The organism is Enterobacter sp. CPE_E890, assembly GCF_046521475.1.
Classification (GTDB): Bacteria; Pseudomonadota; Gammaproteobacteria; order Enterobacterales; family Enterobacteriaceae; genus Enterobacter; species Enterobacter adelaidei.
The window spans coordinates 821,178-834,258 of record NZ_JBKFZW010000001.1 but is presented as its reverse complement, the minus strand read 5'-3'; the positions used below and the strand labels follow the sequence as shown (position 1 = coordinate 834,258).

The 13,081-nt window shown below is 51.5% G+C and carries 12 protein-coding genes; 7 read left to right on the top strand and 5 right to left on the bottom strand.

Annotated elements, in window-relative coordinates:
* The first annotated feature begins 44 nt into the window (after nucleotides 1-44).
* Genes ACLHV9_RS04005 through ACLHV9_RS03985 form a run of 5 tightly spaced genes read left to right on the top strand, consistent with a single transcriptional unit; the run spans nucleotide 45 to nucleotide 5,555 of the window.
* Nucleotides 45-2,633: an outer membrane usher protein gene (locus tag ACLHV9_RS04005; protein ID WP_407220188.1), complete on the top strand. Its 2,589-nt coding sequence runs from the start codon at nucleotides 45-47 to the stop codon at nucleotides 2,631-2,633.
* A 27-nt stretch (nucleotides 2,634-2,660) separates the two neighbouring features.
* Nucleotides 2,661-3,233, top strand: a complete 573-nt coding sequence (locus tag ACLHV9_RS04000) for a fimbrial protein (RefSeq protein ID WP_407220187.1) — start codon at nucleotides 2,661-2,663, stop codon at nucleotides 3,231-3,233.
* Between the two features lie 25 nt (nucleotides 3,234-3,258).
* Complete coding sequence (locus ACLHV9_RS03995; protein ID WP_407220186.1) at nucleotides 3,259-3,810, top strand: fimbrial protein; 552 nt, start codon at nucleotides 3,259-3,261, stop codon at nucleotides 3,808-3,810.
* A gap of 28 nt (nucleotides 3,811-3,838) precedes the next feature.
* Nucleotides 3,839-4,456, top strand: coding sequence for a fimbrial-like protein (locus tag ACLHV9_RS03990; RefSeq protein WP_407220185.1), 618 nt, complete (start codon nucleotides 3,839-3,841; stop codon nucleotides 4,454-4,456).
* A 16-nt stretch (nucleotides 4,457-4,472) separates the two neighbouring features.
* Nucleotides 4,473-5,555 (top strand): fimbrial protein, encoded by a 1,083-nt coding sequence (locus ACLHV9_RS03985; RefSeq protein WP_407220184.1) that lies wholly within the window; start codon nucleotides 4,473-4,475, stop codon nucleotides 5,553-5,555.
* A gap of 5 nt (nucleotides 5,556-5,560) precedes the next feature.
* Here ACLHV9_RS03985 and ACLHV9_RS03980 read toward each other — a convergent pair whose 3' ends face one another.
* The 4 genes from ACLHV9_RS03980 to ACLHV9_RS03965 all read right to left on the bottom strand — a co-directional run bounded on the left by ACLHV9_RS03980 (nucleotide 5,561) and on the right by ACLHV9_RS03965 (nucleotide 9,111).
* The gene (locus tag ACLHV9_RS03980; protein WP_028016720.1) at nucleotides 5,561-6,808 is read right to left on the bottom strand and encodes a polysaccharide deacetylase family protein; all 1,248 of its coding nucleotides are present in this window, start codon (nucleotides 6,806-6,808) and stop codon (nucleotides 5,561-5,563) included.
* Between the two features lie 64 nt (nucleotides 6,809-6,872).
* Nucleotides 6,873-7,313, bottom strand: coding sequence for a PTS sugar transporter subunit IIA (locus tag ACLHV9_RS03975; protein ID WP_028016719.1), 441 nt, complete (start codon nucleotides 7,311-7,313; stop codon nucleotides 6,873-6,875).
* Between the two features lie 104 nt (nucleotides 7,314-7,417).
* Nucleotides 7,418-8,188 (bottom strand): ABC transporter permease, encoded by a 771-nt coding sequence (locus ACLHV9_RS03970; protein WP_028016718.1) that lies wholly within the window; start codon nucleotides 8,186-8,188, stop codon nucleotides 7,418-7,420.
* On the bottom strand, nucleotides 8,185-9,111 hold the full coding sequence (locus tag ACLHV9_RS03965) for an ABC transporter ATP-binding protein (protein WP_028016717.1): 927 nt from the start codon (nucleotides 9,109-9,111) through the stop codon (nucleotides 8,185-8,187). Before ACLHV9_RS03965 ends, ACLHV9_RS03970 begins: the two co-directional genes overlap by 4 nt.
* A 107-nt stretch (nucleotides 9,112-9,218) precedes the next feature.
* On the opposite strand from ACLHV9_RS03965, the gene can reads away from it, so the two are divergent.
* Complete coding sequence (can, locus tag ACLHV9_RS03960; protein WP_028016716.1) at nucleotides 9,219-9,881, top strand: carbonate dehydratase; 663 nt, start codon at nucleotides 9,219-9,221, stop codon at nucleotides 9,879-9,881.
* Nucleotides 9,882-9,942: 61 nt separating this feature from the next.
* Here the strand turns inward: can and hpt are convergent, their stop codons facing one another.
* Nucleotides 9,943-10,479 carry a hypoxanthine phosphoribosyltransferase gene (gene hpt / locus ACLHV9_RS03955; RefSeq protein WP_008501948.1) on the bottom strand — a complete coding sequence of 179 codons (537 nt, stop codon included), beginning with the start codon at nucleotides 10,477-10,479 and terminating at the stop codon, nucleotides 9,943-9,945.
* Between the two features lie 206 nt (nucleotides 10,480-10,685).
* On the opposite strand from hpt, the gene ACLHV9_RS03950 reads away from it, so the two are divergent.
* The gene (locus ACLHV9_RS03950; RefSeq protein ID WP_407220183.1) at nucleotides 10,686-13,076 is read left to right on the top strand and encodes a glucose/quinate/shikimate family membrane-bound PQQ-dependent dehydrogenase; all 2,391 of its coding nucleotides are present in this window, start codon (nucleotides 10,686-10,688) and stop codon (nucleotides 13,074-13,076) included.
* Nucleotides 13,077-13,081 lie beyond the last annotated feature (5 nt).

Here is a 13,081-nt window from a genome sequence, read left to right as displayed (position 1 = left end):
GCTATGCCGAACACGTTATCGGCAACACACGGATCGGGATAATAATGTTTTTTCGACGTTCATTTCTGTGCCTTTCTATTAGTGCGGCAATACCTCTGAATGCTATCGCGGATGATATTAAATCCACTGTCAATTCCGCAGCGGATGATGTCGAGTTTAACGACCAGTTTTTATTTAACACGGGTAATAAAATCGACGTGGGTCGTTTTTCGCAAGGTAACCCTATTTTACCGGGGAAATATCAGACCAAAATAAATGTTAATGGCAAAGCAAAAATAACTACCGAAGTCGAGTTTAAAGATAACGGCACACCGCGTGCTACGCCGTGTATGACGTTAACAACGCTGAGACAGGTCGGTATTAATACTGAATCGCTCGAAAAAACAGATTCTAGCGATGCGGCAACGTGTATTGATATCACGAAAGCGTTCCGTGGTGCGACGGTCAACTTTAATACTTCAACACAAGAACTGGATCTAACCGTTCCCCAGCTGTACGTGCTTAAACTTCCTCGGGGATATGTCGACCCTTCACTCTGGGAAGAGGGTATTCCTGTCGCAATGGCGTCCTACGACCTCAACGCCTGGCACAGTGAAGGTACGGGCAGCAACAGTGACAGCGCCTATGCAGGCTTACGTTACGGTGCCAATTTAGGCCCGTGGCGTTTCCGTTCGCGCGGGAGTCTGAACTGGAATGAAAAAAACGGCAGCGATTACTCAAACCAGGATATTTATCTGCAGAGAGATATCACGCCGCTTAAAGCTCAGATGTTGATTGGCGACTCTTATACGCGTGGTGACGCATTTGACTCGATCGGCCTGCGCGGTTTACGTCTTTATAATGACGATCGTATGCTGCCGAACGGGCTTTCCAGCTATGCGCCTGTCATCCGCGGTGTTGCTAACAGCAACGCCCGTGTCTCTGTAACACAAAGCGGGAACAAGATTTATGAAACAACCGTGCCACCGGGTGCATTTGAGATTTCCGATCTCAGCACCACGGGCTATGGCAACGACCTGCTGGTGACTATCGAGGAAGCCGATGGCAGCAAGCGCTCTTTCTCGGTCCCGTATTCATCCGTGACTCAAATGTTACGTCCGGGCTTCGCACGTTGGGATGTTGGTGCCGGCGAGTTGCATGACGATTCATTGCATGACTCACCAAAAGTGGCTTATGCCACCCTCTATTACGGGCTGAACAATACCTTTACCGGGTATACCGGCCTGCAATATATGGACACCGGTTTTTACGCGGGCCTCGCAGGTCTTGCCATGAACACTGAGATCGGTGCATTTGCACTGGATGTTACCCACTCCAGCGCAGATATCGACGGGCTTCGTACGCTGACAGGCCAGAGTTATCGACTCTCCTTCAGTAAGATGCTCTCGGCAACGGATACGTCATTAAACGTGGCAGCCTACCGCTTCTCCACGGAAGACTACCTCAGCTTGCACGATGCGGCCTCACTGGCCGATCGCGTGAAGTATCGCGATCAGCAACTGAAACCCGGCAGTAACAGCGAGGATGTGTATAGCACCTTCCAGCGTATGAAAAACCAAATTCAGGTCAACATCAGCCAGCCGCTACGCTCTGGCAAAGTGGATTATGGTTCGATGTACGTCAACGGTAGCTGGCAGGATTACTGGGATGGCAGCCGTTCAAGCTCTAACTATACCGTGGGTTATAGCAACGCCTTTACCTATGGCAGTTACAGCGTCTCCTTGCAGCGTACTTATGATGAATTTGGTGAACAGGAAGACAGCGTTTACCTCAACGTCAGCCTGCCATTCGATGCGCTGTTTGGTACGGGTAAACACCCTGCTGGTTTCAACAGCGTTAACGTGGGTCTGAACTCTGATTTCAACGGAAGCACGAGCCTCAATACCACTGCGAGCGGCAATACCGAGGACAATCGTTTCAACTACAGCGTGACGACCAGTAATAACCGAACGGATGATAATACGCTCAATCAGATCAGCGGCTATGGCAGTTATAACAGCCCATACGGCCCGCTGAGTATGTCGGCATCTGCTAACGATGACAATCAGCAACAATATTCTGCCAGTTATAGCGGCGGGATGCTGCTGCATTCCGGCGGGATCACGCTGGCACCAGGCAGCATCAGTGATACGGACTCGCTGGCACTGATTAAAGCCAGTGGAGCAAAAGGGGCACGTCTGAATAACGGTGACGGTGAAATCGGCAATTCCGGCTACGCCATCATGCCTTATCTTTCCGCCTACCGCGAAAACCGTATCGGCCTCGACACCAGCACCATGAGTGCCGACGTTGAAGTGAAAAATACCAGTACGGTTGCGGTACCGCGTAGCGGTGCTGTAGTGCTGGTGAATTTCGAAACCAACGAAGGTCGTTCGGCAGTACTTGAACTCCAGCGTTCTGACAAAGGCTTTATTCCTCTCGGTGCCGACGTGCTTAACGAAAAGGGCGAGATCGTTGGCAGTGTGGGTCAGGCCGGGCAAGCCTATGTTCGCGGTATTGAAGATAAAGGCACACTCAGGGTTGTCTGGGGTAACGGGCAACAAAGCGCCTGTCACGTTCAATATCAGATTCAACCCAATGCACAGAAGGCGGGGCTGACCACGATTTTGACCCATCAACTTTGCCGGATGTAATTCATTTATAACAGGGAGTTTTCACTCATGAAGTTCACTTTGAATCATTTTGTTCGCTGCATGTATGCAGCAACGCTCTTGTCCGTTACCTGTGGCTATGCCCAGGCTTCGGATAATCTCGACGTTACCTTCACGGCCAATATCCGGGAAACGACCTGTGATATGGCCATCAGTGGTGGAACAGGCGATGGTAAAAACAACACTATTACGCTTGGAACCAGCGGGAAAACCCGTATTGATACGATTGCGGCAGGTACAGCGACAACCGATTTCAAACTGGTGCTGACAGAGTGTCCATCCAGTCTCTCTTCACTGAAAACAACCGTAAGCGGTTCAGCATCAACAGTGAAGACGGCCATTGCTAACAGTGAGACGTCTGGTGGAGCCAGTTATGTCGGGGTGTCTATTGCGCGTAGTTCAGCACCGACAACGCCTTTTGAGATCAACTCGACAGATGACAGCAAACGTATTGTCTGGACCCCGGGTGAAATCACGGCAAAAGAAGTACCTTTAACCGCCAAACTGGTAGAAACCCAGGCAGGCAGTGCAACGACAGGTACGTTTAGAGCCGTCGCTACTTTTAACTTCTATTACGAATAACCAGACAGAAAACGGAGAAACTATAATGGAATTTAAACCTACGATCTTTGCCCTCTCTGTTCTGGGATTAGTATCCGCAACCGCGTCTGCGACCATTACCGGGACGAGCAGTGTTTCAGCAACCTTCAACACCACCATTGAAGCGGGGACCTGTAGCGCTCAGGTACAGAATGCTTCTGGCTCACCAGTATCTCAAATAAATTTCGGTGATGTCTTCAAATCCGATCTGGCCAATAAAACCCGTGAAGAGGCATTCAAAATTGCCTTCACCGGTTGTGCTGGTGTGTCTTCAGCAGCCATCAGAGCAACCACTGGTGCAGGTGGCAGTTGTTCCTCCGCCTCCAGCCTGAATTTTGGTGCAAATAACAATACGGCATTTGAACTGTGGAATGGGGATTCAGCGACAGGTACCCAGCTGAGCTGTAAATCACCACAAACCGAAACCGTGACTATTTCGTCAGGTACAGCAACGTATAATTTGAGTTCGCGCGTTGTGGTTGCTGACGGTAAGACCGTTGCTGATGTCACTACAGGGTCGGTTACTTCACCTGTCACGTTTCTGGTCACCTATCAATAAGTCATAAAGAACAGGCGGTAGCTTGACGATGCGAAATACACCGTTATTTATAAAAAAATACAGGCTGCTGCTGGCCGTTATTTCAGGTTTGCTGATCCCAGCCTCATCCCATGCGGATGGGGCATGGATGGACGTTAATATCAGGGCCAATATTGTTGCCAATACCTGTAAAATTAACGTCTCGAACGGCGGCCAGATTCAGTTGCCGGTGGTTGCCCGCAGCTGGTTTTTCAATACCGATGGCAGTAATAAATACAATGCAGCCCAGGATGCAGGCGGAACGCGGTTTTCTGTACAAGTGACTGATTGTGATGATATAGCTAGTGGTGCGGCAAGCAAATTACATTTTAGCTTTACACCACAATCGGGATCTCTGGCAGTGGGCAATAAGCAGGTATTTGCTAACGATAAAGAGCTGGAAGGTGACGGAGCCAAAAATGTCGGTCTTGTCATTTTTTCAGACACCTTTCATCAGAACGTTTTAAAACCAGATGGCAGTTCTGATGTGGTTTACGATGTCACCTCGCAGCAAAAAAACTTTGCTTATCTGACGGATTACGATTTCTATACTCGTTATCAGAACACGGGGCCAATTACCGCGGGAAGAATTACCAGCAATGTTCTGGTTAACGTCATGTATGAATAAATTACAAGGAAATGTAATGAAGAAAATAATATTCTCGATAGTAGGGTTACTATCGCTGATTATAATAAAGCCAGCTCTGGCGGATCAGAGTTGTTATATTAACTCCAGTGCCGCAGGTATCTACACGGTTACAAACGATCCTGTTACAACGGATCTGAATATGGGGATCATTGATGGTTATATTAACTTCGTAGAAGATGCCAACGGGACGTACGATTATACTATTCCCTTCCGGGGTAGTAATCCTATTGGATGTAAAAGTGCATCCCCCTGGGATAACTCCGTTCATGTGATCACTGACAGCAGTCTGCTTGATACAAAATATACAGGACCTGGTGGGCAGGCACTTTTTAAAACAAGCATACCAGGGATTGTCTATAGCGCGACATTATGGTGTAGCTCGGCGGATAACTGTGGTTCGAACCACGATACCCTGCAGCTAGACTATCCTGCCGGAGGGGGTAACGAAAATGTATTTCCTTCCCAGGGGGGATTTACCTGGGAAGGAGCTGATTCTAACTGGACATTACGTATAGAATATTTCAGGACCCCTGATTTTAAACCTGAAAAAGGCATTTCAACGGGTCACTCTTTAGCAGGAACCATTGGTCAGTTCAGGATTGGACCTTCAGGACAACCCGTCATTACTTTTGCGATGACGGACAGCACGCTGAACTTTCGCATTCCCGACTTGACCTGCTCAATACAGTTGCAGAATGGTTCGAACAACGTCAACCTGGGCGACTATTTTGTCAGTGATATTAAGAAAAACAGTACACAAGAAGTGCCTTTTAGCTTTAGTACGCAGAATTGTTACGCGTCAAGACTGACGGTCAAAATGGTGAGCGGATATCCGTCTTCGGTTACGGGTCTACTCGCTAAAAGCGGCGGGAGTGCATCAGGCGTCGCCGTGAAGATCATGAATACCGATCATAACGTTCAGATGATGCCTGATGGTTCAGTCAGCGTTAGCGATATTCGTGATAGTTGGGGGGCTAACACCAACTACAACTATTCCGCGCAAGTTGTACCGGATGGTAGTGCGGTAAACTCGGGCGATTTCCAGACGGCGGCCACCTTCAGTATTACTTACGAATAAGTGCATTATCCCTGCGGCTGATTACTGATCAGCCGCGACATCGTCTCCAGCGAATCCGTTCTTAAGATGTACAGGCGTTTCAGTAAGAACGGATTATCTCCCGGTTTCACCTTTCCCCTTACCGTCGTCACTGCCAGGTGGAACCCTGCATCGTTCGCCGCTTTTATCGCCTTCTCGTCGTAGCCACCAAACGGATATGAGAGGTAAAGCACGTGCGGGTTAAACTGCGCCAGGTCCCGTCGTGAGCGCTTAAAATCAAACAAAATATTGTGGTAGCTGCGGCTCAGTAAAATGGGCTGATGATTGACGTCAACGCGGTGCAGAAAATGCGTGTGAGACTGATAGTCGAACACGTCATGCATCTGCTCCAGCTCCGACACGCTCATAAACTGCAGGAATTTTGGTGCCCATTTTTGCGGATGCCGCTTGATGCGTGAGGAAATAATAAACGCCGTCGCCTTAAAACCATACTCTTTCAGAATTGGGTAAGCGTAACGATTCACGGACTTCAGTCCGTCATCGAAGGTGATCGCTACCGCCTTAGCAGGCAGGTTCATCTTATTCCGCACGTACCCTTCCAGCTGGTACATGGTCAGGGTGGTGTAGCCCTGGTCGCGAAGCCAGGTCATCTGGTTGTTAAAGGCCCGCACGCTGGTGGTTGTGGAGGTATGACGAAAACGAGTGTTCTCTTCATCACGCAAAATATGGTGGTAGGTAATAACAGGAATACCGTTGTCTTCCTGCGCATCCAGGCTGCTGACCCATGCCAGACGGTTGCCGATGCGGATCTGGAACCAGGTCTGGTTCAGACGGTCCTTAAGCTTGTTCAGTATAGGGTAGCGAAGATTGGCGCTTAACGTCCCGAACGGTGCGCTACCGCTGGAGGGTGCGTTATAGATCGGCGTGTCTTTCCAGGTAATGAGGTTCTGATTGCTCAGCGGTTTATTCAGATCGCCAAGGCTGTCCTCAACGCGCTGTTTCCCCTGAACCGGCTCAAGGTGCCCCTTGTCGATAAAACCCGTGCCAAAACCGAAGCGAAATTCGTAATAATCCGCCGCCGCAGGTACGACGGCCAGGATTTGCCCCGCGCGCACATTGCCAACATTAATGACGCTGTTCCCCACCTGCGCCCAGATCGCCGCATCTTCGGTGGTTTGCATATATTGAGCAGGCAGGCTTTGCTGACTGAGTAAACTGGCAGAAGAAATGCCAGACACGAACATCAATAACAGGAAAACAATACGCGTGAACATGAGGGTCTTATTCGAAGCGGGAATACTTATGCCATTGTAGCAAAAGCGACATCAATACCAACGTTTAATTCTTATACAGGTCATGAAGCAGGACGAAAGGTGGATTTTTTTGCTGCTGATGCCACAAGCTGCTGACTTCCGGCGCGCCCTGCACAACAATAGCGTCACGGAATCCGGCACTGGTTAATGTTTCACGCTGCGGATACATCATTTTCAGTAATGGAAGGCTGATGCCCGAGATCACCTCACAGCAATCATGCTTATGGCTCAGCAATGCGGCTGCGCGGTAAGGCGCCGCGCCCGATTTATCGGTCAAAAAAATCACGCCATCACCGGTGTCGGTTTCATGCAGGGCATCGCACATCATGCGGCTGAGCATGTTGGTGCTCAATCCACGCCAGTAATTTACCGCCCGGCATTGCGCCAGCGGGCCAAATTTGGCTTCAAGCTTATCCAGCATGTCCTGCGCCCGTTCATCGTGGCAGGTAATCACCCATCCCAACATAACTCTCTCCTTAGCAGGCAAGTAGTTTAGCGGAGTGAAGGTTCGCTTTGGGTGATAACTGTCAAAGAAAGTGCCCGGCAAACAGAATGTCGCCGGGCAGACCGTTAGCTGCGAAGACCGCGCCCGCGCTGGATCAAATACCAGCACAGCAGATAGAAGAAGAGGATAAACACCACCAGCACCGCCACCGTGGTAAACAGCGGCACATCGGTAATGCCAAGGAAGCCAAAGCGGAAGCCGCTGATCATGTACACAATCGGGTTCAGGTGCGACAGTGCCTGCCAGAACGGAGGCAGCAGCGTGAGGGAGTAGAATACCCCACCCAGATAAGTCAGTGGCGTCAGCACGAAGGTCGGGATCAGGCTAATATCGTCAAACGTTTTGGCGAACACGGCGTTCAGCAGACCGGCCAGCGAGAACAGGATCGCCGTCAGGAGCAGCGTCAGCGCGACAAACAGCCACGAGTGGACCTGGAACGGCACAAAGAACAGCGAAATCGCCGTGACCAGAATCCCCACGCAGAGGCCACGTGCCACGCCGCCACCGACATAACCGGCGATAATGACGTGCGTTGGCACAGGCGCGACCAGCAGCTCTTCAATATTACGCTGGAACTTGGCGCTAAAGAATGACGACGCCACGTTGGCATAGGCGTTAGTGATCACCGCCATCATGATCAGACCCGGCACGATAAACTGCATATAGGTAAAACCGTGCATCTCACCAATTCGGGAGCCAATCAGGTTGCCGAAGATGATGAAATAGAGCGTCATGGTGATCACCGGCGGCACCAGGGTTTGCACCCAGATGCGCATAAAGCGGTTAATCTCTTTCGCCCAAATACTTTTCAGCGCGACCCAGTAAAGATGCGTCATGCCTTGTCTCCTTGTTTATCCTGCACCAGAGAGACAAACAGCTCTTCCAGTCGGTTCGCTTTGTTACGCATACTTAAGACCTGAACACCCTGTGCGCTTAGCTGAGAGAACACGCTGTTAATCCCCTGCTCACGCAGCACTTCCACTTCCAGCGTCGAGGTATCCACCAGACGATACTGATACCCTTCCAGTTTTGGCAGCGGGCTTTTCGCCGCCAGGTCGAGGATAAAGGTTTCTGATTTCAGCTTGGAGAGCAGGTCTTTCATCGAGGTGTTTTCCACCAGCTCGCCATTCTGAATGATACCGATGTTGCGGCAGAGCATTTCGGCTTCTTCGAGGTAATGGGTTGTCAGAATAATGGTGGTGCCTTTGTCGTTAAGATCTTTCAGGAAGCCCCACATGGAACGACGAAGTTCGATGTCCACACCAGCGGTGGGCTCATCGAGGATCAACAGTTTTGGTTCATGCATCAGCGCACGCGCAATCATCAAACGGCGCTTCATCCCACCGGACAACATACGCGCACGTTCGTTACGCTTTTCCCACAAATCGAGCTGTTTTAGATACTTTTCGCTGCGCTCAAGCGCCTCTTTGCGCTCAACGCCGTAGTAACCTGCCTGGTTCACTACAATCTGTTGTACGGTTTCAAAGGGGTTAAAGTTGAACTCCTGCGGAACCAGCCCCAGCTGGCGCTTGGCGTTCACCACGTCTTTTTGCAGGTCATAACCAAAGACGCTGACCCGACCGGACGTTTTATTAACCAGCGAGCTGATAATACCGATCGTGGTGGATTTCCCCGCGCCGTTCGGTCCCAGAAGCGCGTAAAAATCACCGGCCTCTACTTTTAGATCTATCCCGCGTAGCGCCTGAACGCCACCTGGATAGGTTTTTTTAAGCTGCTCAAGCTCCAGTGCAATAGCCATGAATTTAACTTACCTTCAGTTCTTACACACGTTGTGTGGTTTCATTAAAAGTCGGGTTACCCTATAGTAGCGCAACGCAATAACTCGGTTACAGGTCGCTAACCTCCATGAACAACATAGATACACTCATCAGCAACAATGCACTATGGTCAAAAATGCTAGTGGAGGAAGACCCCGGATTTTTTGGAAAACTGGCGCAAGCCCAGAACCCACGCTTTCTGTGGATTGGGTGTTCCGACAGCCGCGTCCCGGCCGAACGCCTGACCGGCCTCGAGCCCGGCGAACTGTTTGTTCACCGTAATGTCGCCAACCTGGTGATCCATACCGACCTCAACTGTCTTTCTGTGGTTCAGTATGCCGTTGACGTTCTGGAAGTCGAGCACATCATTATTTGCGGTCACTATGGCTGCGGCGGCGTGCAGGCGGCGGTTGAAAACACGGAACTGGGGCTCATTGATAACTGGCTGCTGCACATCCGCGATATCTGGTTCAAACATAGCTCACTGCTCGGCGAAATGCCGCAGGAGCGTCGCATGGACACCCTTTGCGAACTCAACGTGATGGAGCAGGTCTATAACCTGGGCCACTCAACGATTATGCAATCGGCGTGGAAGCGCGGGCAGAAGGTCTCTGTCCACGGCTGGGCGTACGGTATTCACGATGGCCTGCTGCGCAATCTGGAAGTGACTGCAACAAACCGCGAAACGCTGGAACAGCGTTACCGTTCGGGAATTGCCAACCTTCAGCTTAAGCATGTAAACCATAAATAAAGCCGGGAATTTTCTCCCTCTCCCTGTGGGAGAGGGCCGGGGTGAGGGCATCAGCCCACCATTACTCGTCCAGCAATACCACTTTCCCCACATACGGCAGATGACGATAGCGCTGCGCGTAGTCAATGCCGTAACCGACGACGAATTCGTCAGGAATCGAGAAACCCACGAACTCAACCGGCACCTGCACTTCACGGCGGTCAGGTTTATCCAGTAGCGTACAAATCGCCAGAGATTTTGGTTCACGCAGGCTCAGGATCTCGCGCACTTTAGACAGCGTGTTGCCGGAGTCGATGATGTCCTCAACGATCAACACATCTTTGCCACGAATATCTTCATCCAGGTCTTTCAGGATTTTCACATCACGGGTTGTGGACATGCCGCTGCCGTAGCTGGAGGCGGTCATAAAATCGACCTCATGCGGCACATGCACTTCACGGCACAGGTCTGCCATGAACATGAAAGAGCCACGCAACAGACCGACCAGCACCATTTCGCTGCCGCTGTCCTTGTAATGTTCGGTGATTTGACGACCCAGTTCGGCGATACGCGCTTTGATCTCGGCTTCCGGGATCATCACTTCAACAGTATGTTTCATATTACTAACCATATGATTTTAATGAAAATCTCTCAATGCGGATGAATTAATCTCCGGCATCGATACGCAAGTCAGCCATTATATCAGCAAATGGATAACCCTGGCGTATGAGTTGTAAAAAGCAAATATTGTGATTCCGATCACATTTGTTAATGCCTATAATTAATTGCTAGCAAATAATTAACAAAACTGACGAGTACTTTTCTATGGCTGAAACAAAAACTCAACAGCCGCGTCTACTGGTGACATTAACAGCGGCCTTCGCAGCTTTCTGCGCGCTGTATTTGTTAATCGGTGGCGTCTGGCTGGTCGCGCTTGGCGGCTCCTGGTACTACCCAATTGCAGGTTTGGTTATGGTTGGTGTAACCATCCTGCTATTGCGTAGAAAACAATCCGCGCTGTGGCTGTATGCTGCATTACTCCTCGCCACCATGATCTGGGGCGTCTGGGAAGTCGGGTTCGACTTCTGGGCACTGACGCCACGTAGCGACATCCTCGTGTTCTTTGGTATCTGGCTGATCCTGCCCTTCGTCTGGCGTCGCCTGATTGTACCTTCCAGTGGTGCCGTTGCAGCGCTGGTGGTAGCCCTGTTAATCAGCGGTGGCATCCTGACCTGGGCCGGTTTTAACGACCCGCAGGAAATCAAAGGCACGCTGAACACGGAATCCACGCCTGCTGCGGCTATCTCGCAGGTTGCGGACGGTGACTGGCCTGCGTATGGTCGTAATCAGGAAGGTCAACGCTACTCCCCGCTGAAGCAGATCAACGCGGATAACGTTAAAAACCTGAAAGAAGCCTGGGTATTCCGTACTGGCGATCTGAAGATGCCAAACGATCCGGGCGAACTGACCAACGAAGTGACGCCAATTAAAGTGGGCGATATGCTTTATCTGTGTACGGCGCACCAGCGTCTGTTCGCGCTTGATGCGGCCACGGGTAAAGAGAAATGGCACTTCGACCCACAGCTCAATTCCAACCCGTCATTCCAGCATGTCACCTGCCGTGGCGTCTCTTACCACGAAGCGCGTGCCGATAATGCCAGCCCGGAAGTCATTGCCGACTGTCCTCGCCGCATTATGCTGCCGGTGAACGATGGCCGCCTGTTCGCCATCAACGCCGAAACGGGCAAGCTGTGCGAAACCTTTGCCAACAAAGGTATCCTTAATCTGCAGACCAATATGCCGGATACGACTCCGGGTCTGTATGAGCCAACCTCTCCGCCGATCATCACCGATAAAACCATCGTGATTGCTGGTTCGGTAACAGATAACTTCTCCACGCGTGAAACCTCCGGCGTCATCCGTGGTTTCGATGTGAACACCGGTAAACTGCTGTGGGCCTTCGACCCGGGCGCGAAAGATCCAAACGCGATCCCGTCGGATGAACACACCTTTACCTTTAACTCGCCTAACTCCTGGGCGCCAGCGGCGTATGACGCGAAGCTGGACCTGGTCTACCTGCCGATGGGTGTGACCACGCCAGATATCTGGGGCGGTAACCGCACACCGGAGCAGGAACGCTACGCGAGCGCTATCGTGGCGCTGAATGCGACCACCGGTAAGCTGGCCTGGAGCTACCAGACCGTTCACCACGATCTGTGGGATATGGACATGCCATCCCAGCCGACACTGGCGGACATTACCGTTAACGGTAAAACCGTTCCGGTGATTTACGCTCCGGCGAAAACCGGCAACATCTTCGTACTGGATCGCAGCAACGGTAAACTGGTTGTGCCTGCGCCAGAAAAACCAGTGCCGCAGGGTGCGGCAAAAGGCGATTACGTCAGCAAGACGCAGCCATTCTCTGACCTGAGCTTCCGTCCGAAGAAAGATCTGAGCGGTGCAGACATGTGGGGGGCCACCATGTTTGACCAGCTGGTGTGCCGCGTGATGTTCCACCAGTTGCGCTACGAAGGTATCTTCACCCCGCCTTCTGAGCAGGGCACGCTGGTCTTCCCGGGTAACCTGGGGATGTTCGAATGGGGCGGGATCTCCGTTGACCCGAACCGTCAGGTGGCGATTGCCAACCCGATGGCGCTGCCGTTCGTTTCCCGTCTGATCCCACGTGGCCCAGGTAACCCAATGGAGCCACCGAAAGACGCGAAAGGCACAGGGACCGAATCCGGCATTCAGCCGCAGTATGGCGTGCCGTTTGGCGTGACGCTGAACCCGTTCCTGTCTCCGTTTGGTCTGCCGTGTAAACAGCCTGCCTGGGGTTATATCTCCGGTCTGGACCTGAAAACTAACCAGATTGTGTGGAAAAAACGTATTGGTACGCCACAGGACAGCATGCCGTTCCCGATGCCAGTTCCGGTGCCGTTCAATATGGGTATGCCGATGCTGGGTGGCCCAATCTCCACCGCCGGTAACGTCCTGTTCATCGCGGCAACCGCAGATAACTACCTGCGCGCGTACAACATGACCAACGGTGAGAAACTGTGGCAAGGCCGTCTGCCAGCCGGTGGACAGGCAACGCCGATGACCTATGAAGTGAATGGCAAGCAGTACGTTGTCATCTCTGCGGGTGGTCACGGTTCGTTTGGCACGAAGATGGGCGACTATATTGTCGCGTATGCACTGCCTGATGAAAGTAAGTAACTGAA

Bases quoted from the DNA above. Each gene is read 5' to 3' on its own strand.
- ACLHV9_RS03950 (WP_407220183.1), top strand. From the start codon at position 10,686: ATGGCTGAAACAAAAACTCAACAGCCGCGTCTACTGGTGACATTAACA.
- can (WP_028016716.1), top strand. From the start codon at position 9,219: ATGAACAACATAGATACACTCATCAGCAACAATGCACTATGGTCAAAA.
- ACLHV9_RS04000 (WP_407220187.1), top strand. From the start codon at position 2,661: ATGAAGTTCACTTTGAATCATTTTGTTCGCTGCATGTATGCAGCAACG.
- ACLHV9_RS03980 (WP_028016720.1), bottom strand. From the start codon at position 6,808: ATGTTCACGCGTATTGTTTTCCTGTTATTGATGTTCGTGTCTGGCATT.
- ACLHV9_RS03995 (WP_407220186.1), top strand. From the start codon at position 3,259: ATGGAATTTAAACCTACGATCTTTGCCCTCTCTGTTCTGGGATTAGTA.
- ACLHV9_RS04005 (WP_407220188.1), top strand. From the start codon at position 45: ATGTTTTTTCGACGTTCATTTCTGTGCCTTTCTATTAGTGCGGCAATA.
- ACLHV9_RS03970 (WP_028016718.1), bottom strand. From the start codon at position 8,188: ATGACGCATCTTTACTGGGTCGCGCTGAAAAGTATTTGGGCGAAAGAG.
- hpt (WP_008501948.1), bottom strand. From the start codon at position 10,479: ATGAAACATACTGTTGAAGTGATGATCCCGGAAGCCGAGATCAAAGCG.
- ACLHV9_RS03975 (WP_028016719.1), bottom strand. From the start codon at position 7,313: ATGTTGGGATGGGTGATTACCTGCCACGATGAACGGGCGCAGGACATG.
- ACLHV9_RS03990 (WP_407220185.1), top strand. From the start codon at position 3,839: ATGCGAAATACACCGTTATTTATAAAAAAATACAGGCTGCTGCTGGCC.
- ACLHV9_RS03965 (WP_028016717.1), bottom strand. From the start codon at position 9,111: ATGGCTATTGCACTGGAGCTTGAGCAGCTTAAAAAAACCTATCCAGGT.
- ACLHV9_RS03985 (WP_407220184.1), top strand. From the start codon at position 4,473: ATGAAGAAAATAATATTCTCGATAGTAGGGTTACTATCGCTGATTATA.